Consider the following 17095-nt stretch of genomic DNA (forward strand, 5'->3'; position numbering starts at 1 on the left):
AGATGTGTATAAGAGACAGCTCCCGGTGCTCCCGCTGCGCCCGGCGCGCCTGTCGCCGCCGACGCTCCGGCCGCCGCTGCGTGGAACACTCCCCCGGCCGCCGGCCAGCAGGCGCCGTACCCGCCGTCCGGCTCTGGCCGGGAGCCCGCGGACGGCGTGCAGTCGATCTCCGGCGTGCAGCCGCCCTCCGGCACACAGCCCCCGTACGGCGCACAACCCGCCTCCGGGTCGCAGCCGTTCATCGGCGGTGGCGCCCCCGCTCCGGCCCCGATGTCCCCGCGGTCCAGGAAGATCCTGGTCCGTTCGCTCATCGCCGGCGGCGCCGTGATCGTCGTCGTCATCGCCGGCGCGGTCACGACGAGCGTCCTCCGCGCCGGCGTGTGGGGTCCGGCCCCGACCGTCGAGTCCTACGTTCAGGCCATCGCCAGCGGTGACGCCGACACCGCCGCCGACCTGAGCGAGGTCCCCGACGACGCCGCGATGCTCGACTCGACGGTGCTCGGGAGCGCGAAGGACCGCCCGTCGGACATCCGCGTCGGCCGGGTCGCCCGGACCGGTGACACCGCGATCGCCACCCTGAGCTACACGCAGGACGGCAAGAACCGCTCCGGCCAGGTGTCGTTGCGGCGCACGGGCACCTCGTTCCTGGTGAAGGACGAGTGGCGCGTCACGCAGCCGCTCGCCCAGCAGGTCACCCTGACGGCCTCCGACGTGCTCGAGGGTGCACCCGTGACCGTCGGCGGCAAGGAGATCGGGAAGATCAGCGAGGGCACGTTCACGTCCCTCGCCTACCCCGGCACCTACCAGGTCTCGGTCGGCGGGACGAAGTACTTCACCGGCGGCACCGAGAAGGTCTCCGTGGGCGCGGCCACGTCCGGCTACGTCGACTTCACACCGAAGGCGACCAAGGCACTCGAGCAGGACGCCGAGCAGTACGTGACCGACCTGATCGACGACTGCGCCGAGAAGACCGAGCTCCGGGCCCTGAGCGGTTGCCCCTGGTACGGCCCCTACGACGCCGACGGCGGCGTGCAGTACGACGTCACGTCGATGCCCGAGCTGGAGGTCGAGGCGTCCCGCGCCGGCACCGTGATGGTGACGAGCACGAAGGACGGGAGCGTCTCGTACGCATACACGTCGTACCTCGGTGACGAGAAGCGCGGCGAGGACTCGTTCGATGTGAACCAGTACCTGAAGGTGGAGGACGGCAAGCTCGTCTCCGCCTACTGAGCAGGAGCCGACTGAGCGGTTCCGCAGCACCACGACGGCCGTCCCGGGATCTTCCGGGTCGGCCGTCTCAGTAGGCTGACGAGCATGGTCAGGACACGGGCGTGGTGCAAGGGCGACACGGTCGAGCGGGACTTCCCCGTCGACCGGATCTCCGACCTCGTCGCCGACCCGGACACCTTCGTCTGGATCGACTACACCGACCCGACGCCGGCCGACCTCGAGCAGATCGAGGAGGAGCTCGGCATCCACGCGCTCGCGGTCGAGGACGCCGTCGAGCACGGACAGCGCCCGAAGCTCGACCGGTACCGGGACAGTCTGTTCCTGGTCGTCTACGACGTGGGCGGCACGGACGACGAGGGTGACCTGATCACGCACGAGGTCAAGGCCTTCGTCACCGAACGGGCCCTCGTCACGATCCACGGGTCCGACGTCGACACCACCCCGATGGAACACCGACTCACGGCGAACTCCGACATCGCCGAACACGGCGTGCCGTGGCTCGTCTGGGCGCTGCTCGACGCCGTCGTCGATCGGGCCACCGACACCGTCGAGGACCTGGAGCGGCAGATCGACGCGCTCGAGGACGACCTGTTCGAGCCGGGCGACCCCCGTGAGCAGCAGATCCAGCGGCGGTCCTTCCGGCTCCGCAAGACCCTCGGGGTGCTCCGGCGACTGGTCGTCCCGACGCGGGACAGCGTCGCCTCGTTGCTGCACGGTGACGCGGAGACGATCTCGAACGGCATCCGGCCGTACTTCCGCGACGTCGAGGACCACCTGGTCTCGATCGCCGACTCCGTCGAACAGCTCCGCGACGCCGTGTCGAGCGTGCTCGACACGACCCTGAACCTGGCGTCGAACCGCCAGAACACCGTCATGAAGAAGGTCACGAGCTGGGCGGCGATCATCGCGATCCCGACGGGGGTGACGAGCTTCTTCGGGCAGAACGTCGAGTTCCCGGGCGAGGGTGCCTGGAGCGGGCTCTGGGCATCGCTCGCGATCATCACCGCGTCGTCGCTCGTGCTCTACCGCGTCTTCAAGACCCGCGACTGGCTCTGACCGCGCGCACGGCTCCGGCACCCGAACGGTGCGAGGCCCCGCCGACGTCAGAGCGCGAGCGCCAGGACCCCGGCGACGACGGTGAGCGGCGCGACGACGCACCCGAGCGCCATGTACCGGCCCCACGACAGGTGCACGCCCTCCGCCGACAGCCGTGCGTGCCACAGGAGCGTCGCGAGCGAGGCCCACGGCGTGATGAGACAGCCGGCGTTCACGCCGATGAGCAGCGCCGCGTACCGCACGGCCTCGTGCCCGGCGGCCGGTTCGAGCACCAGGTACGCCGGCAGGTTGTCGATGCCGTTCGCCGCGACCGCGCCCGCCCCGCCGAGCAGCAGCAGCGGGCCGGTCCCGGTGCCGCCCTGCAGCGCGTGCACGATCGGGTCGGTGATGCCCGTCGTGTGCAGCGCCTCGACCACCACGAAGAGCCCGGCGGCGAACAGCAGCGTGGACCACGGCACGCGGGACACCCGGAGTTCGGACGGGGACCGGAACGCCGCGACCACGACGAGCACCACGGCGGCCAGGACCGCAGCGATCCACACGGTCACCCCGGCCGTCAGGGCGACGACCAGCGCGACGAGCACTCCGGAGGCCGCCCAGAAGAACACGGGGTCGCTCGGCGTACGGACGGACACCGGCGAGTAGCGACCGAACAGCTTGCTCCGGAACACCACGAGCAGGACGACGCACGGCACGACCACCCCGGCGACCGCGGGCCAGGCCATCAGCCCGGCGAACGGCAGCGGGCCGCCGAGCCCCATCCGGTCGACGGCGAGCAGGTTCGTCAGGTTCGACACCGGCAGCAGCAGCGAGGCCGTGTTCGCGAGCCAGACCGTGGTCAGGGCGAACGGCATCGGGGGCAGTCCCACACGCCGTGCGAGCGAGATGACGATGGGGGTGAGGAGCACCGCGGTCGTGTCGATCGACAGGAAGACGGTGCAGAGCACGGCGAGCACGACGACCGCACCCCAGAGACCGATGGTGCGCCCGCCACCGACCCGGGCGGCGACGTCGGCGAGGCGGTCGAACACCCCGGCGTCCGCGGCCAGCTCGGCGACGATGGTCAGCCCGAGCACGAACCCGAGGACCGGCAGGACCCGGTCGGCGAGCACGGCGAGGTCGTCGAGGGGCAGCAGCCCGAACACGACGCAGACCGCGCCGACCACGAGCAGGGCTGCTCCGATGACCGCTTGACGCACGAACACTCCTCCGGCAGACACCGCGCCAGGGTGACCGGCGGCGCTCCAATGTACGGGCCGGTAGCGTTGTCAGCACGACGACAGGAGGCCTCTGTGCGCAAGTTCATGTTCAACGGTGCGGTGTGGAGTTCGCTCATCAGCGGCTACAGCGTGCTGCAGACCACCCGCCAGGGACCGCGTGACTGGCGGCTCGCGCTGACCTGGGTCGCGTGGCTCGCCACCACGATCGTGGCGATCGGCACGGTCGTCGAGGACGACCGCGCGGTCAAGGCGCGCCAGTAGGTCGAGACGCAGGCGGTCGTCGACGCGACCGGCCTGACGAACGGGAGGCACGGTGCCAGCTGGCACCGTGCCTCCCGTTCGTCGTCCTGGCCGTGCAGGGCACGCCGCTCCCGTCACCGGGTCAGCGCTCGGACTCCGGGATGCCGGAGGTCTGGATCGGTCCGGTGAAGAGCGCACCGCGCTCGTCGTCGCCGAACAGCTGCGAGTCCCCCTCTGCCGGGCGTCCGCGTCGGCGCGGTGCCGTCGCGCTCGGCTCGGTGAGCTGCACCCGCTGGACCGGCAGGGCGTCCGGGTGGGTGCGCTGGAGCCACTCGACCATCTCCTCGCGGACGTAGCAGCGGAGGTCGAACAGCCCGCCGGCGTCGGGTGCCGTCACGAGGATGCGGACCCGGACCAGTCCCCCGACGGCGTCCGTGACCTGGAGCACCTTGACCCGGCGGTCCCAGATCGTCGAGGTGTCGAGGATCCGGTCGAGCTCCGCCCGCATGTCGGCCGGGCTCACCCGCCAGTCGAGGTCGAACTCGACGGCGCCGAGCAGTTCGCTGCCGGTCCGCGTCCAGTTCTCGAACGGCGTGCTCGTGAAGTACGTCGAGGGCAGCACGAACCGACGGTCGTCCCACAGGTGCACGACGACGTAGGTCAGGGTGATCTCCTCGATCCGGCCCCACTGCTGCTCGACCACGACGACGTCGTCCACCCGGATCGACCCGGAGAAGGCCAGCTGCATGCCGGCGAACACGTTGCCGAGCGTGGACTGCGCGGCGAGGCCCGCGACCACGGAGATGAGGCCGGCGCTGGCGAGGACGCTCGCGCCCGCCGCCTCGACCCCGTCGAAGGTCAGCAGGATCGCGCCGACCGCGATGATGACGAGCAGGGCGACGGTGAGCCGCCGGATGATGAGCACCTGGGTGCGGATGCGACGCGCCTGCCGGTTGTCGGGCACGTCGATGCGGAAGCGGTGCAGCCCGAGGTCCTCGAGGAAGATCGCGACCTGGCACGCGAGCCAGCATCCGGTCGCGATCGTGACGATGAGGAAGGCGTGCACCACCTCGTCGCGCCACGGGTAGGCGTCGGCGTTCCGCGGGATGCTCGACGTGAAGGCGATCCAGAGCAGGACCACCAGCAGCACGGTGCGGAAGGGGTGCCTCGTCCGGCGCGAGAGCACGCCGGCCCAGCGTTCCCGGCGTGCGATCGCCCGGAGGACCAGGTGCAGGACGAGGGCGACGACGGCGGTGACGAGCAGGGCGAACCCGATCGCGACGAGGAGTCGGAGGAGGATGTCCATCCCTCCATGCAAGCAACGGACGACGGTCGTCGTTCAGGATCGGGACGCCGTCGGCTGTGCGGACGTTCAGCAGCTGCGGTTCGATCGAACCGGGGTTTGCGTGACGGCCCGGTCCGGTGCGCATGTAGGTTGTCGCGCATGACAGCGCAGAACGACACGGGTGGCAGCCGAGCGCCGGCGAACGACTTCTCGCACGAGCAGGAGGGCTACCAGCACGGTCTGAAGCCCCGGCAACTGCAGATGATCGCGATCGGCGGCGCGATCGGCACCGGCCTCTTCCTCGGTGCCGGTGGACGCCTGCACACCGCGGGCCCCGCGCTCGCGCTGACCTACCTGGTCGCCGGGATCTTCGCCTTCTTCATCCTGCGGGCCCTGGGCGAGCTGGTGCTGCACCGCCCGTCCTCGGGGTCGTTCATCTCGTACGCCCGCGAGTTCTACGGCGAGAAGTTCGCGTACGCCGCGGGCTGGATGTACTTCCTGAACTGGGCGATGACCTCGATCGTCGACACCACCGCCGTCGCGATCTACCTGCAGTACTGGTCGGCCTTCACCGCCGCACCGCAGTGGCTGCTGGCGCTGATCGCCCTGGTCGTCGTCCTCGCCGCGAACATGGTCGCCGTGAAGGTGTTCGGTGAGCTCGAGTTCTGGTTCGCCCTGATCAAGGTCGCCGCGCTCGTGGCGTTCCTCGTCGTCGCGATCATCTGGCTCGTCTTCGCGTTCCCGGTCGAGGCCGGCGGCGAGGCCGTGCGCACCGGGTTCACGATCTGGGGCGACAACGGCGGACTGTTCCCGAACGGGCTGCTCCCCGCGGTCATCGTGATCCAGGGTGTCGTGTTCGCGTACGCGGCCATCGAGCTCGTCGGCACCGCCTCGGGCGAGACGCAGAACACCGAGAAGGTCATCCCCCGCGCGATCAACTCCGTCGTCTTCCGCATCGCGGTCTTCTACGTCGGCTCGATCATCCTGCTCTCCCTGCTGCTGCCGTACACGGCCTACAAGGAGGGCGAGAGCCCGTTCGTGACGTTCTTCTCGTCGCTCGGCAACCCGCAGGTCGGGTCGATCGTCGGCGGCATCATGAACTTCGTCGTGCTCACCGCGGCCCTGTCGTCCCTGAACGCCGGCCTGTACTCCACCGGACGAGCCCTCCACTCGATGGGCATGAACGGTTCGGCGCCCAAGTGGACCACGAAGATGTCGAAGGGCGGCGTGCCCTACGCCGGCATCCTGCTCACCGCGGCGTTCACCGTCGCGGGCGTCGTGCTGAACTACTTCGTGCCGAGCCAGGCGTTCGAGATCGCCCTGAACATCGCCAGCCTCGGCATCATCACGGCGTGGGGCACGATCATCCTGTGCCAGATGCGGCTGCGTCAGTGGGCCAAGCAGGGGCTCGCGAAGGAACCCTCGTTCAAGCTCCCCGGGGCGCCGGTCACCGCCTGGCTCACCCTGGCGTTCCTCGCCTCGGTCATCGTGCTGATGGCGATCGACTACCCCGTCGGCACGTACACGATCGCGTCGCTCGTCATCGTGATCCCGCTGCTCATCGTCGGGTGGTTCCTGCAGCGTGACCGCATCCTGCGCATCGCCGCCCTGCGCGAGGGCGTCACGGGGCCCTACCCGATCGGTGTCCGCGACCCCGCCGCCTCGGTGCGACGCGACGGCGACGGGAGCTGACGCTCCGCTTGTCCCCGGAACGCAAGGCCCTCAGCGCCGAACACGAGCGGTCCGGCACCGTCGCTACCATCAGCGGGTGCCGGACCGTTCTGCTTCTCCCACCCTCGACCTGCAGCTCAGCTGGCGAGGTGCCTACGGACGCCTCCGGGTGTTCGCGGATCGTCTCGAGGCCGAGACCGACTACCAGCGCGAGACGCGCACGGCGGTGCCGATGGACGCGGTGCAGGGGTGGCGCCTCGGACCGTGCGACGAGGACGCCGTCTGCGTCGAGTTCCTCGCCGGGCCGGACACCTACCGGGTGCTGCTCGACACCCCGGACGAGCAGCTCGCTGCGCTGGCGATCCGGAAGGTGCTCGGCCCGCCGCTGGAGTCCTGAGGACGCCGGTGCCGGGCCCACGGGGACCCGGGTCAGTCGTCGGTGTCGACGCGGTCGGTGACGACGTCACCGGAGCCGGCATCGATGCGCACGCTGTGCTTGGTGCCGGACGAGTCGAGCACGTCGCCCTCCCAGACGACCGTGCCGACGTGGTCGTCGAGTCCGAGTTCGGTCACGGTCCCCGCGTGCAGGTCCTGGAATGCGTCGACGGCCTGCTTGACGCTCAGGTCGGCGGCTGCGACGAAGCGCTCGTGCTCGGCCTTGTCGTCCGCGTCGGCGGCCTCGGTCTGCGGGGTGCCGGCGACCGAGGTGCCGTCGGCGTTCGTGTGCACCTCGTGCTCGGTGCCGTCCTTCGTCACGACCAGGACCTCGTAGGCGGAGGCGCCCTGTTCCTGCTCGACCGAGATGACGGTGCCCGAGCCGACCTCGCCGCGCGCGGTGGCGACCGCTGCGAGCAGGGCCTTGTTCGAGCCGGCGGACGCCGCGCCGGACGCACCGGCCGAAGACGAAGCGGAGCCCGACGAGTCCGTCGCCGACGAGCCGGCCGAGCCGGTGTCGTCGTCCGAGTCGTCGCTGGCGCAACCGGTGAGTGCGAGCGCCGCGACGATCGGCAGGGCGGCGAACGCGGCGATGCGGCGGGCGGAGGGCTTCTGGTGCTGGGTACGGAGGTTCATGTGGACGAGCATCGCGTCGGGGTGCTGAAGCAGCCCTGAAGCCGCCTGTTCAGCCGCCGAGTGCGATGCGGACGACGAAGCGCGCGCCGCCGAGCGGGGACGTGACCACGGTCGTGTCGCCGCCGTGAGCCCGCACGGCGTCGCGGACGATGGCGAGGCCGAGCCCCGCGCCGCCGGCGTCCCGGCTGCGGGCCTCGTCGAGACGGACGAACCGCTCGAAGACGCGCTCGCGCTCGTCCTCGGGGACGCCGGTGCCGTCGTCGTCGACCGTGAGCACCGCGGACCCGTCGTGTTCGGTGAGCGACACCGTGACGCGTGTGCTCGCGTGCCGGACGGCGTTGTCGACGAGGTTCCGGACCACCCCCGCCAGCACGCGCTCGTCGCCGAGGACCCGCGCTGCGGAGATCGCCGAACCGTCCACCCGGACCGCCGGGGCGTCGCCGTCCCGCGCGGGCGCGACACCGGTCGTCGACCGTGCCCGCGCCACCGCGTCCAACGCCAGGTCGTCGAGGTCGACGGGGCGCCGCGTGCGGATCCCGCCCTCGTCGAGGCGGGAGAGCTCGAGCAGCCCGGTGACCAGGTCCTGCAGGCGCACCGCCTCGGACCGGACGACGTCGGCGAGGTCGGCCACCTCGGTCCGCTCCGGGTGCGCGACGGCGACCTCGGCGTGCTGCCGGATCGACGCGATCGGCGACCGGAGTTCGTGGGAGGCGTCGGACACGAACCGCCGCTGGCTCTCGGCGGACCGTTCGAGGCGGTCGAGCATGGCGTTCATGGTGCTCGCGAGCCGGGCGACCTCGTCGCCGGTGTCCGGCACCTCGACCCGGGCGTCCGGACGGGCCGTCCGGATCGTCTCGACCTCGGTGCGCATCCGCTCCACGGGCCGCAGCGAGCGTCCGGTGACGGCCCAGGTGACCGCGACCAGCAGGAGCACCAGTACGGGCACCCCGACGGCGAGGAGCACGACGGCGGTGCGGACCGCGGTGTCGGCCTGGTCGAGCGTGGCACCGTAGACGAGCGTCGCCTCGCCGCCGCCGGGCAGGTCCACGTCGTCCGCCACGAGCAGCCAGCGTTCGCCGTCGTGGGTCCACCGGGACTCGTCGGCGGTGGGCAGGGCAGCGCCGTCGGCGTCCTCGCCGTGCGCCAGGACCGCCCCGCCGTCGCCGATCACCTGCACCAGGACGTCCTCGTAGCCGGTCACCGCGGCCGCACCGTCCGCCTCGACCCGGGAGGACACCTGCTCGAGACCGGCCTCGGCCGAGGTGCGCACGCCGTCGAGCAGCACGAGCCGCAGCACGACGACGAACGCGACGGCACCGATGACCAGGGCCGCGAGGACGACGACCCCGGCGCCGAGGGTGGTGCGGGCCCGGACCGACCGAGGGCGCCGTGGCCTTCCTCGTGCGGCCCCGCTCGCACGGGGGTTCGGCCGCTCAGCCACCGTCCGCCGCCAAGCGGTACCCGGCGCCGCGGACCGTCTCTATCGCGGCACGCCCGAACGGCCGGTCGAGCTTCCGGCGGAGGTGTCCGACGTACACCTCGACGATGTTCGGGTCGCCCTCGAAGTCGACGTCCCAGACGTTCTCGATGACGTCGCGCTTCGACCGGACCTGTCCCGGGTGCCGTGCGAGGTACTCGAGCACGGCGAACTCGCGGCTGGTCAGCTCGACGGGGGTCTCGCCGCGCGCCACGGTGCGCGCCGCGGGGTCGACCACCAGGTCGCCGAGGGTCAGCACGGTGGGGCGCTCGCGGGCACCCCGTCGGACGAGCGCCCGCAGCCGTGCCACGAGCACCGGGTGCGAGAACGGCTTGGTGACGTAGTCGTCGGCCCCCGCGTCGAGCGCCTCGACCTGGTCCCACTCGCCGTCCTTGGCGGTCAGCATGAGCACGGGGGTCCAGTCGCCGTCGGAGCGGAGCTGCGCGCACACGGCCCAGCCGCTCAGGCCGGGCATCATCAGGTCGAGCACGATCGCGTCGTAGCGGAACTCACGCGCGTGCCACAGACCGTCCACGCCGTCGTGCGCGACGTCGACCGCCCATCCCTCGGCCTCGAGGCCGCGGCGCACGCCGTCGGCGAGCCGGACCTCGTCGTCGACCACCAGCACCCGCATGGGGTCGATCCTGCCGTGCCCCGCTGAAGCAGGGCTGAAGCGGCCCGCGAGCGCGGCTCGCGACGGTGACCGGGGGCGGACGGGAGGCCCGTGGCGGCGGCGCCACGGGCCTCCCGTCCGGTGGCGGTCCGGACCAGAGCCGCGCCGCCTCGGCCGGCTCAGACCAGCAGCAGGATCCCTGCGATCACGGACGCGACGGCGATCGCGAGCGCGACGAGCAGGAGCACGAGGTGCACCGTGTAGAACGTCGTCGGCTTGCCTGCGGCGTCGCGGGCACGCGAGTCCTTCGCGACGCGCTGGAAGAAGCGCGGCCAGGTGACGACGTTGAAGACGGCGCCGATGAACAGGACGACTGCGGCGAAGACGAGCACGGGACGATCCTAGTGAACGCCGGGGGCGACGATGCTGGTACGGGGTTGCCGGGCGGGTGGTGCTCGGCCGCCCCCAACGCGGCCGAGTCCCGACCCGGCAGGCCACAGGATCTGTAGCACCTGCTACAGACTGTACACGGCCTGTTCGGCAGCGTCGAGGGACTACGCGGTCTCGAGGGCGGCCTCGGCGTCGGCGAGGGCGACACGCTCGGCGTCGGTCAGCGACGCCCGTGCACCCCGCACGCCGTCGTTGATCTCGACGATGCGGCGACTGAGCCGGGTCGCGGGGTCGTCGGTCGGCGGGTAGGCGTTGTCCACACCGATCCGGTCGTGCAGCGGCGCCAGGCGGCGCAGCGCATCGTCCACGAGGCGGGCCCGGCGTCGGCGGGAGATCCGGTGCCCGACGACGAGCAGGAGCATGCCGGACGCCACGCACAGCACGGCTCCCGGCGTGGTGACGTCGTAGGGCAGCGAGAGCGCGTGCGTGACGTCCAGGTCACCGGCGACGTGCGCGACGTCCATCACGACGACCACGACCATGCGGACGACCCCGAGGACCCCACCGAGGACCAGGACCCACAGCCCCACCAGGTCGGTGGTCGTCCGGGCTTCGCGCAGCCGGAGCACGCAGATGAACCCCGTCGCGCCGAGGGCCACCCCGAGGTAGACGGTCTGCGCGATCGAGTAGACGGTGGCCGCCGGGTGCGAGCCGGCGTCGAGCATGAAGGTCGTCGTGGTCGCGGGCTTGTCGAGCACGGTGAACGCGACGACGACCACCACGACGACCACGGCGAAGGACACCACGACCGCGTTCCGGAGCCAGGGCCGCGCCGCGCCGACCGCCTTCGCCACGCCCCACAGCAGCGTGCTCGTGCCGGCCACCATGAGGCAGTCGCTGATGACGGTCACGACGTTGTACCCGCCGAGCAGCGGGTCGAGCCACCGGTACAGCGGGTCGACGTTCGTCACGATGGTGGCGGCGAAGAGCAGGAACGTGAACGCCAGCGTGCGGTCCTGCCCGCGTTGCAGGACCAACAGCACGATCGTCCCGACGATGAGCAGCACCGCCTGGACGACGGCGATGATCACCCGAAGACCCCTCGGAAGGCGCTCGGGCGGCCGCGGTGCTGGCGGATCACGGTGGCCAGGCGGTCGGCGAAGACCTCGGCCTCGTGCTCGTACGTGTTCGAGAACATGCCGCGGGCCAGCGCACGCTCGACCTTGTACTCGGGCAGGTCGGGGATGACATCGCGGATGTACGCGCTCTGCGGGGCGTGCTCCTGGTGCCGGTGCAGCACGTGCCCGAGCTCGTGGCCGATGACGAACGACCGGAACGTCGGCGAGGCTGTCGGTGAGATCATCACGAGGTGCGCGTGCTCGAGCGTGGCCACGAAGCCGCAGACGGGCTCGGCGGCCAGGAACGACTCCTCGCGCACCACGATCGGCTTGCCGACGACGTCGGCGGCGGCGGCGACGGCCTGGTCGACGTCCGACCACCCCTCGGCGGCGCCACGAGCCCAGAACGCCTCGACGAGGGCGTCGGTCATGCGACGCTCCCCCGCTGCGATTCCTCCTCGAGCACCTCGGCGATGCGCCGCAGCGCGTCGGGTGAGAGTTCACCGGGGAAGGTCCGGGCCGCGAAGCCGCTCACGCGGGCGGAGCGCAGGGAGCGGACGAGGGCGAGCTGGGCCCCGATCCGTTCCGGTACCTCGCTGTCCTCGAGCAGGAAGCGTTCGTCGACCTCGAAGTACCCGGCCAGCAGGCGCAGGAGCTCGGTGTCGCGGTTGCGGCGGCCGTCGCCCGAGAGCATGTAGGTCCACTTCGCCCGCGACAGCGACCCGCCGTGTGCCGCGACGTACTCCTCGATCGAGGAGAACGGCACCGGGGCGCCACGCTGCGACTCCTCGAAGTCGAGGAGCAGGTTGAGGCGCCGCGCGAGCTCGGCGGCGTCGAGCGCCCCGCCCTTCAGATCACCCGTGTCCATGTCGGACTCCTCCCCAGCCGTGTCCGCGCGAGGTGTGGGTCCGGCGCGTGGACGCCATGCTAGCGCGGGCGCCCGACACCCGCGCCGCTACCCTCGTGGGCATGCCCCGCCGCTTCCCCGCCACCGTCGCGGCACCGGTCGAGCACGAGATCGTCATCACGAAGTCGCGGTTCATCACCACCGTGGCACCGGTCTCCGGCGTCGAGGACGCCGACCGCGTGATCACCGAGGTCCGGCGGCGGTACTGGGATGCCCGGCACAACTGCACGGCGATGGTCACCGGCGTGCTCGGCGACCAGGCCCGATCCTCGGACGACGGCGAGCCCTCCGGCACCGCGGGCGTCCCCATGCTCGAGGTCCTGCGACGCCGCGACCTGACCGACGTCGTCGCGGTCGTCACGCGGTACTTCGGCGGGGTGAAGCTCGGTGCGGGCGGACTGGTCCGGGCCTACTCGACCTCGGTGTCCGAGGCGCTCGACACGGCGGTCCTCGTCCGCCGCGAGGCCCTGACGCAGGTGCGCTTCGACGTCGACCACGCCGACGCCGGACGGCTCGACAACGTGCTGCGCGACTGGGTCCGGCACCACCACGCGACGCTCGGTCCGACCGAGTACGGGCAGTCGGCGACCTTCGAGGTGTGGGTCCCCCACGAGGCGCTCGGAGCCCTGACCGCCGACCTCGCCGCCGCGTCGGCCGGTTCGCTCGAACCCGTCGTCGGCGAGGAGCGGATCGTCGACGTCCCCGTGGACTGAATTCCGCGTGGACTGACGTCCGCGCGGACCGACGTCTCCGTGGACCGGATTCCCCGGTTCGACGCACCCCGGGCGTGTCTCGACGTCGACGCGTCCACACCCCCGGAACGCACGAACGCCCCGACTCGATGAGCCGGGGCGTTCGTCCTACGGTGCACCCCCTCGGACTTGAACCGAGAACCCACTGATTAAGAGTCAGTTGCTCTGCCAATTGAGCTAGAGGTGCATGTTCCGGCTTCCGTGCCGCAACGGGAATCAACAATAGCATGGGTTTCGCGCGCCCACGACCACTCGTGGGCGCACGACGCGAACAGGAGCACCATGACCGACCGTCTCGTCCCCGGCGACACCGCCCCCGACTTCACGCTGCCCGACCAGGACGGCGTCCGGCACTCCCTGGCTGCCCTGCGCGGCAAGAAGGTCATCGTGTACTTCTACCCGGCAGCGTCCACCCCGGGCTGCACCACCGAGGCCTGCGACTTCCGCGACAACATGTCCTCGCTGCAGGCCGCCGGCTACGAGGTCCTCGGTGTCTCGAAGGACGAGCAGGCGAAGCTCAAGACGTTCCAGCACGAGCAGGCGCTGACGTTCCCGCTGCTGAGCGACCCCGACCTCACCGTGCACAAGGCCTACGCGGCCTGGGGCGAGAAGAACAACTACGGCAAGATCGTCACCGGCACGATCCGGTCCACGATCGTGGTCGACGAGGACGGCGCCGTGCAGCTGCCGCTCTACAACGTCAAGGCGACCGGTCACGTGGCGAGCCTGCGGAAGAAGCTCGGCCTGGTCTGAGGACCGGCCACGCACCGCAAGGCCCGGTGCCGGTTCTCGGAACCGGCACCGGGCCTCCAGTGCGTCCGGACCAGACCGTCTACTCGGCCGGGCGCGCGAGTGCGGCCGTCACCGACCGCGACAGCACCAGTGTGATCCCGAGCAGGGCCGGGACGAGCAGCAACCAGCCGACTGCGGCGACCCGGAAGACGCCCTGGAACGCCCCGATCGCGATGGCGCCCTGCAGCACCTGCCAGACGATGATGCCGGAGCGCACCCACGCACGGCCCTGCCACAGGCCGTTCAGCAGCGCACCGAGCCAGAGCGCAGCGATGGCGACGAGGACGGTGAGGGCGATGCCGGAGGCGATGCTCGTGGCCGGGGCGACGAGCAGTTCGACGACCAGGACGACCGTCACGACCACCAGCGCGAGGAACTCGAGGCCGACCACGGCGAGCAGCCCCAGCATCGCCGGCGACCGGCGCGCGACGGGTGCGGAGGGATCGGCGTCGTTCGGGGTGTCGTCGTGCACAGTGATCCTCCAGCATCGGAACCCTTGATTTGGCCCTACCAGTATGGAACGATATTGGAGGTCGTTTGGACGGCACGATGTGGTGTGCGTCTCCCGTGGTTCATCGCTCCTCCCCCGAGCGTCTCGCGGGCGTCAGACACGCTTCCTGCGGACTCCTCCCCACAGTTGTCCCCTCCATGCCGCATGCATGGTCAGCGGTCCGATCCCCCGAACCACGGCCCCGGCCTGCCGTTCGAGCATCGACATCAAGGAGCACCACACATGGACTGGCGTGACAAGGCTGCCTGCCTCACCGCAGACCCCGAGCTCTTCTTCCCCGTCGGGAACACCGGGCCCGCCGTCGACCAGATCGAGAAGGCCAAGTCGGTCTGTGCGCGTTGCACGGTCACCGAGATGTGCCTGCAGTACGCCCTCGAGAACAACCAGGACTCGGGTGTGTGGGGTGGTCTCAGCGAGGACGAGCGTCGTGCGCTGAAGCGTCGCGCCGCCCGCGCTCGCCGCGCGTCCTGACCCCGGTCGTCTGACACCACGACGCCCGTCGTCCCCCCGGGGGCGGCGGGCGTCGTCGTGCGCGCGGGGCCGATTCTGCAAGACACCGGTGTTCACGCGTCGAACACCGGAACGCGGGTGTTCGACCGGCGAACACCGGTGTCTTGCGATCTCGGAGCGGGCGTCAGGCGGGGGCGGTCAGCCAGCGGAACGGGATCGTGATCGTCACCTCGGTGCCGCTGCCCGTCAGGGTGTGCCAGTCGATGGTGCCGCCGAGCTCGCCCTGGATGAGCGTGCGGACGATCTGCGTGCCGAGGCCCGAGCCGACCTTGCCCTCGGGCAGGCCCACGCCGTTGTCGCGGACCTCGATCTCCAGGTGGTCGTCGAAGCGGCGGGCGACGATCTCGACCTCGCCGTCACGGCCGTCCAGCCCGTGCTCGACGGCGTTCGTCACGAGCTCGGTGAGGCCGAGGGCGAGCGGCGTCGCGGCCTCGGACGGCAGCACCCCGAACTCGCCGGTCTTCTTCGGGTGCACGGTCGTGTTGTGCGACGCGGCGACCTCGGTGACGAGCTTGAGCACCGAGTCGAACACCTCGTCGAAGTCCACCGTCTGGCTGAGGCCGCTCGACAGGGTGTCGTGCACGACGGCGATGGCGGCGACGCGGCGCATGGCGTTCTGCAGCGAGGTCCGCGCTTCTTCCGAGTGCGTTCGACGCGCCTGGATCCGCAGCAGGGACGCCACCGTCTGCAGGTTGTTCTTCACGCGGTGGTGGATCTCGCGGATCGTGGCGTCCTTGGTGATGAGCTCGCGCTCCTGGTGCCGCAGCTCGGACACGTCGCGGCAGAGCACGATGGCACCGATGCGCTCACCGTGGTCGCGGAGCGGGATCGATCGGAGCGACACCGTGACGCCCTTCGACTCGATGTCCGCCCGCCACGGTGCACGACCGGTGACGACGAGCGGCAGCGACTCGTCGACGTCGAGCTGGGCGCCGATGAGCTCGGTGGTGACCTCGGCGAGGGACTTCCGCTCGAGTTCCCCCTCGAAGCCCATGCGGTTGAACGCGCTCAGGCCGTTCGGGCTCGCGAACGTGACGATGCCGGCGGTGTCGAGGCGCAGCAGGCCGTCGCTGGCACGGGGCGCACCACGACGGGGGCCCGCCGGCGCACCGAGGTCGGGGAAGTCACCGGTGGCGATCATGCCGAACAGGTCGTTTGCGCTCGCGGTGAAGTTGAGCTCCTGGCGGCTCGGGGTCCGCATCTCGTCCTGGTTGGAGTGCCGGGTGACGACCGCGATCGGCCGCTCGGTGGTCTCGGCGCTCTTCGCGCTCAGGCGGCGGAGCACCGGGATCGCGCGGACGCGGGTCGGGGTGTCCTCGTACCAGTCCGGCTCGGCGGAGTCGACGACCCGTGACCCGGCGAAGCTCTCGGTCACCTGGCCGCGCCACTCCTCGCGGATCTCCTGTCCGACGATGTCGCGGTAGAACAGCGTCGCCGCGGAACTCGGCCTGGCGTGTGCGACGGCCACGAACGAGCCGTCCTCGGCGGTCGGGACCCAGAGCACCATGTCGGCGAAGGACAGGTCGGCGAGGAGCTGCCAGTCCCCCACGAGCAGGTGGAGCCACTCCACGTCTGCTTCCGAGGAACGGCCTTGCGCGAGGACGAGGTCACTGAGGGTCGACACCCAGCCAGTCTAGGTCCGACGCCTTGTGGAGAACGTCGCCCTCTCCACAGGGTAGACCGGTGTGTATTTTGTATGTTGCACGCCCCATACGCTCGCTCCAACGACGGAAGGGGCAGGGGTGGCAGAGCAGGCACGCCGCATCGATCACGAGACGACGACGGCGCATCCACCGCCGTTGCGGGTCGTCGAACCGCCGCCGGAGCCCGCCACGGCGACCGGCCCCCCGGACCCGGCGACGACCGCACGAGCGCTCGGGCTCTGCGTCGCCGAGGTGCTCACCGGCGCGCGGGAGGTCGACAGCATCGCCCGGTGGATCAGCGACGACGTGCAGCGGCACCTGCAGCAGCGGGCCGCGGTGGCAGCGCACGCCCGGGGCTCCGGTCGGCGGGCACGCGGGCGCCCGGTACTCCGGGTCGGCAGCGTCCTCGTCTGCCGCCCGGCGGCGGGGGTTGCCGAGGCGACGGTGGTCGTGCACACGCGCAGCCACGCGCGGGCGGTCGCCATGCGACTCGAAGAGCGACACGGACGGTGGCAGGCGACCGCGATCGGGGTCCTGTAGTCGGGTCGGGTGGCGGACAGACGGGAGGCACGGTACCAGCTGGCACCGTGCCTCCTGTCCTGTGTGGAC

General features: G+C 71.2%; 20 protein-coding genes and 1 tRNA gene. 9 read left to right on the forward strand and 12 right to left on the reverse strand.

Annotation, left to right across the window (positions count from 1 at the left end; genetic code table 11):
• The first annotated feature begins 156 nt into the window (after positions 1 to 156).
• Complete coding sequence (locus tag DEJ30_RS10375; RefSeq protein WP_146238556.1) at positions 157 to 1230, forward strand: nuclear transport factor 2 family protein; 1074 nt, start codon at positions 157 to 159, stop codon at positions 1228 to 1230.
• 84 nt (positions 1231 to 1314) lie between these two features.
• Positions 1315 to 2286 carry a magnesium transporter CorA family protein gene (locus tag DEJ30_RS10380; RefSeq protein WP_110861137.1) on the forward strand — a complete coding sequence of 324 codons (972 nt, stop codon included), beginning with the start codon at positions 1315 to 1317 and terminating at the stop codon, positions 2284 to 2286.
• 47 nt (positions 2287 to 2333) lie between these two features.
• On the opposite strand, the gene DEJ30_RS10385 is transcribed toward DEJ30_RS10380, so the two are convergent.
• On the reverse strand, positions 2334 to 3485 hold the full coding sequence (locus tag DEJ30_RS10385) for an SLC13 family permease (protein ID WP_110861378.1): 1152 nt from the start codon (positions 3483 to 3485) through the stop codon (positions 2334 to 2336).
• 93 nt (positions 3486 to 3578) lie between these two features.
• Between DEJ30_RS10385 and DEJ30_RS10390 the strand changes: the two genes are divergently transcribed.
• Entirely contained in the window at positions 3579 to 3767 is a 189-nt protein-coding gene (locus DEJ30_RS10390; protein WP_027466522.1) for a hypothetical protein, read from the forward strand.
• 121 nt (positions 3768 to 3888) lie between these two features.
• Here DEJ30_RS10390 and DEJ30_RS10395 read toward each other — a convergent pair whose 3' ends face one another.
• Positions 3889 to 5052: a mechanosensitive ion channel family protein gene (locus DEJ30_RS10395; RefSeq protein WP_110861139.1), complete on the reverse strand. Its 1164-nt coding sequence runs from the start codon at positions 5050 to 5052 to the stop codon at positions 3889 to 3891.
• A 138-nt stretch (positions 5053 to 5190) separates the two neighbouring features.
• Between DEJ30_RS10395 and DEJ30_RS10400 the strand changes: the two genes are divergently transcribed.
• Both DEJ30_RS10400 and DEJ30_RS10405 read left to right on the forward strand, forming a co-directional pair.
• Entirely contained in the window at positions 5191 to 6723 is a 1533-nt protein-coding gene (locus tag DEJ30_RS10400; RefSeq protein WP_110861142.1) for an amino acid permease, read from the forward strand.
• Positions 6724 to 6799: 76 nt separating this feature from the next.
• Positions 6800 to 7099: a hypothetical protein gene (locus tag DEJ30_RS10405; RefSeq protein ID WP_146238557.1), complete on the forward strand. Its 300-nt coding sequence runs from the start codon at positions 6800 to 6802 to the stop codon at positions 7097 to 7099.
• A 32-nt stretch (positions 7100 to 7131) separates the two neighbouring features.
• Here the strand turns inward: DEJ30_RS10405 and DEJ30_RS10410 are convergent, their stop codons facing one another.
• The 7 genes from DEJ30_RS10410 to DEJ30_RS10440 all read right to left on the reverse strand — a co-directional run bounded on the left by DEJ30_RS10410 (position 7132) and on the right by DEJ30_RS10440 (position 12239).
• A complete protein-coding gene (locus DEJ30_RS10410; RefSeq protein ID WP_146248999.1) occupies positions 7132 to 7773 on the reverse strand; it encodes a PepSY domain-containing protein in 642 nt (213 codons plus the stop codon).
• Positions 7774 to 7822: 49 nt separating this feature from the next.
• The gene (locus DEJ30_RS10415) at positions 7823 to 9214 is read right to left on the reverse strand and encodes a cell wall metabolism sensor histidine kinase WalK (RefSeq protein ID WP_110861148.1); all 1392 of its coding nucleotides are present in this window, start codon (positions 9212 to 9214) and stop codon (positions 7823 to 7825) included.
• Positions 9207 to 9884, reverse strand: a complete 678-nt coding sequence (locus DEJ30_RS10420; RefSeq protein WP_110861150.1) for a response regulator transcription factor — start codon at positions 9882 to 9884, stop codon at positions 9207 to 9209. Before DEJ30_RS10420 ends, DEJ30_RS10415 begins: the two co-directional genes overlap by 8 nt.
• Before the next feature lie 158 nt (positions 9885 to 10042).
• Positions 10043 to 10255 carry an SCO4848 family membrane protein gene (locus tag DEJ30_RS10425; protein ID WP_110861152.1) on the reverse strand — a complete coding sequence of 71 codons (213 nt, stop codon included), beginning with the start codon at positions 10253 to 10255 and terminating at the stop codon, positions 10043 to 10045.
• Positions 10256 to 10417: 162 nt separating this feature from the next.
• A complete protein-coding gene (locus DEJ30_RS10430; protein WP_110861154.1) occupies positions 10418 to 11344 on the reverse strand; it encodes a hypothetical protein in 927 nt (308 codons plus the stop codon).
• Positions 11341 to 11802, reverse strand: coding sequence for an ImmA/IrrE family metallo-endopeptidase (locus DEJ30_RS10435; RefSeq protein WP_027466515.1), 462 nt, complete (start codon positions 11800 to 11802; stop codon positions 11341 to 11343). Before DEJ30_RS10435 ends, DEJ30_RS10430 begins: the two co-directional genes overlap by 4 nt.
• Positions 11799 to 12239, reverse strand: a complete 441-nt coding sequence (locus DEJ30_RS10440) for a hypothetical protein (protein WP_051596928.1) — start codon at positions 12237 to 12239, stop codon at positions 11799 to 11801. The genes DEJ30_RS10435 and DEJ30_RS10440 overlap by 4 nt, the downstream gene beginning before the upstream one ends.
• Positions 12240 to 12340: 101 nt before the next feature.
• On the opposite strand from DEJ30_RS10440, the gene DEJ30_RS10445 reads away from it, so the two are divergent.
• Complete coding sequence (locus DEJ30_RS10445) at positions 12341 to 12991, forward strand: YigZ family protein (protein ID WP_375231875.1); 651 nt, start codon at positions 12341 to 12343, stop codon at positions 12989 to 12991.
• Between the two features lie 153 nt (positions 12992 to 13144).
• Here DEJ30_RS10445 and DEJ30_RS10450 read toward each other — a convergent pair.
• Positions 13145 to 13217, reverse strand: a tRNA-Lys gene (locus DEJ30_RS10450).
• A 95-nt stretch (positions 13218 to 13312) separates the two neighbouring features.
• Between DEJ30_RS10450 and bcp the strand changes: the two genes are divergently transcribed.
• Positions 13313 to 13783, forward strand: coding sequence for a thioredoxin-dependent thiol peroxidase (bcp, locus tag DEJ30_RS10455; RefSeq protein WP_110861158.1), 471 nt, complete (start codon positions 13313 to 13315; stop codon positions 13781 to 13783).
• Between the two features lie 79 nt (positions 13784 to 13862).
• On the opposite strand, the gene DEJ30_RS10460 is transcribed toward bcp, so the two are convergent.
• The gene (locus tag DEJ30_RS10460) at positions 13863 to 14294 is read right to left on the reverse strand and encodes a hypothetical protein (protein WP_110861160.1); all 432 of its coding nucleotides are present in this window, start codon (positions 14292 to 14294) and stop codon (positions 13863 to 13865) included.
• Positions 14295 to 14555: 261 nt separating this feature from the next.
• Here DEJ30_RS10460 and DEJ30_RS10465 point away from each other — a divergent pair, with 261 nt between their 5' ends.
• Positions 14556 to 14804 carry a WhiB family transcriptional regulator gene (locus tag DEJ30_RS10465; RefSeq protein WP_017888820.1) on the forward strand — a complete coding sequence of 83 codons (249 nt, stop codon included), beginning with the start codon at positions 14556 to 14558 and terminating at the stop codon, positions 14802 to 14804.
• Between the two features lie 163 nt (positions 14805 to 14967).
• Here DEJ30_RS10465 and DEJ30_RS10470 read toward each other — a convergent pair whose 3' ends face one another.
• Positions 14968 to 16467, reverse strand: coding sequence for a sensor histidine kinase (locus DEJ30_RS10470; protein WP_110861162.1), 1500 nt, complete (start codon positions 16465 to 16467; stop codon positions 14968 to 14970).
• Between the two features lie 118 nt (positions 16468 to 16585).
• Here DEJ30_RS10470 and DEJ30_RS10475 point away from each other — a divergent pair, with 118 nt between their 5' ends.
• Positions 16586 to 17026, forward strand: a complete 441-nt coding sequence (locus DEJ30_RS10475; RefSeq protein ID WP_110861164.1) for an Rv3235 family protein — start codon at positions 16586 to 16588, stop codon at positions 17024 to 17026.
• Positions 17027 to 17095 lie beyond the last annotated feature (69 nt).

The sequence above is a fragment of the Curtobacterium sp. MCPF17_003 genome, from assembly GCF_003224385.1.
In the GTDB taxonomy this organism is placed as follows: domain Bacteria; phylum Actinomycetota; class Actinomycetes; order Actinomycetales; family Microbacteriaceae; genus Curtobacterium; species Curtobacterium flaccumfaciens.

Bases quoted from the DNA above. Each gene is read 5' to 3' on its own strand.
- DEJ30_RS10380 (WP_110861137.1), top strand. From the start codon at position 1,315: ATGGTCAGGACACGGGCGTGGTGCAAGGGCGACACGGTCGAGCGGGAC.
- DEJ30_RS10395 (WP_110861139.1), bottom strand. From the start codon at position 5,052: ATGGACATCCTCCTCCGACTCCTCGTCGCGATCGGGTTCGCCCTGCTC.
- DEJ30_RS10400 (WP_110861142.1), top strand. From the start codon at position 5,191: ATGACAGCGCAGAACGACACGGGTGGCAGCCGAGCGCCGGCGAACGAC.
- DEJ30_RS10410 (WP_146248999.1), bottom strand. From the start codon at position 7,773: ATGAACCTCCGTACCCAGCACCAGAAGCCCTCCGCCCGCCGCATCGCC.
- DEJ30_RS10420 (WP_110861150.1), bottom strand. From the start codon at position 9,884: ATGCGGGTGCTGGTGGTCGACGACGAGGTCCGGCTCGCCGACGGCGTG.
- DEJ30_RS10435 (WP_027466515.1), bottom strand. From the start codon at position 11,802: ATGACCGACGCCCTCGTCGAGGCGTTCTGGGCTCGTGGCGCCGCCGAG.
- DEJ30_RS10440 (WP_051596928.1), bottom strand. From the start codon at position 12,239: ATGGACACGGGTGATCTGAAGGGCGGGGCGCTCGACGCCGCCGAGCTC.
- DEJ30_RS10445 (WP_375231875.1), top strand. From the start codon at position 12,341: ATGCCCCGCCGCTTCCCCGCCACCGTCGCGGCACCGGTCGAGCACGAG.
- bcp (WP_110861158.1), top strand. From the start codon at position 13,313: ATGACCGACCGTCTCGTCCCCGGCGACACCGCCCCCGACTTCACGCTG.
- DEJ30_RS10465 (WP_017888820.1), top strand. From the start codon at position 14,556: ATGGACTGGCGTGACAAGGCTGCCTGCCTCACCGCAGACCCCGAGCTC.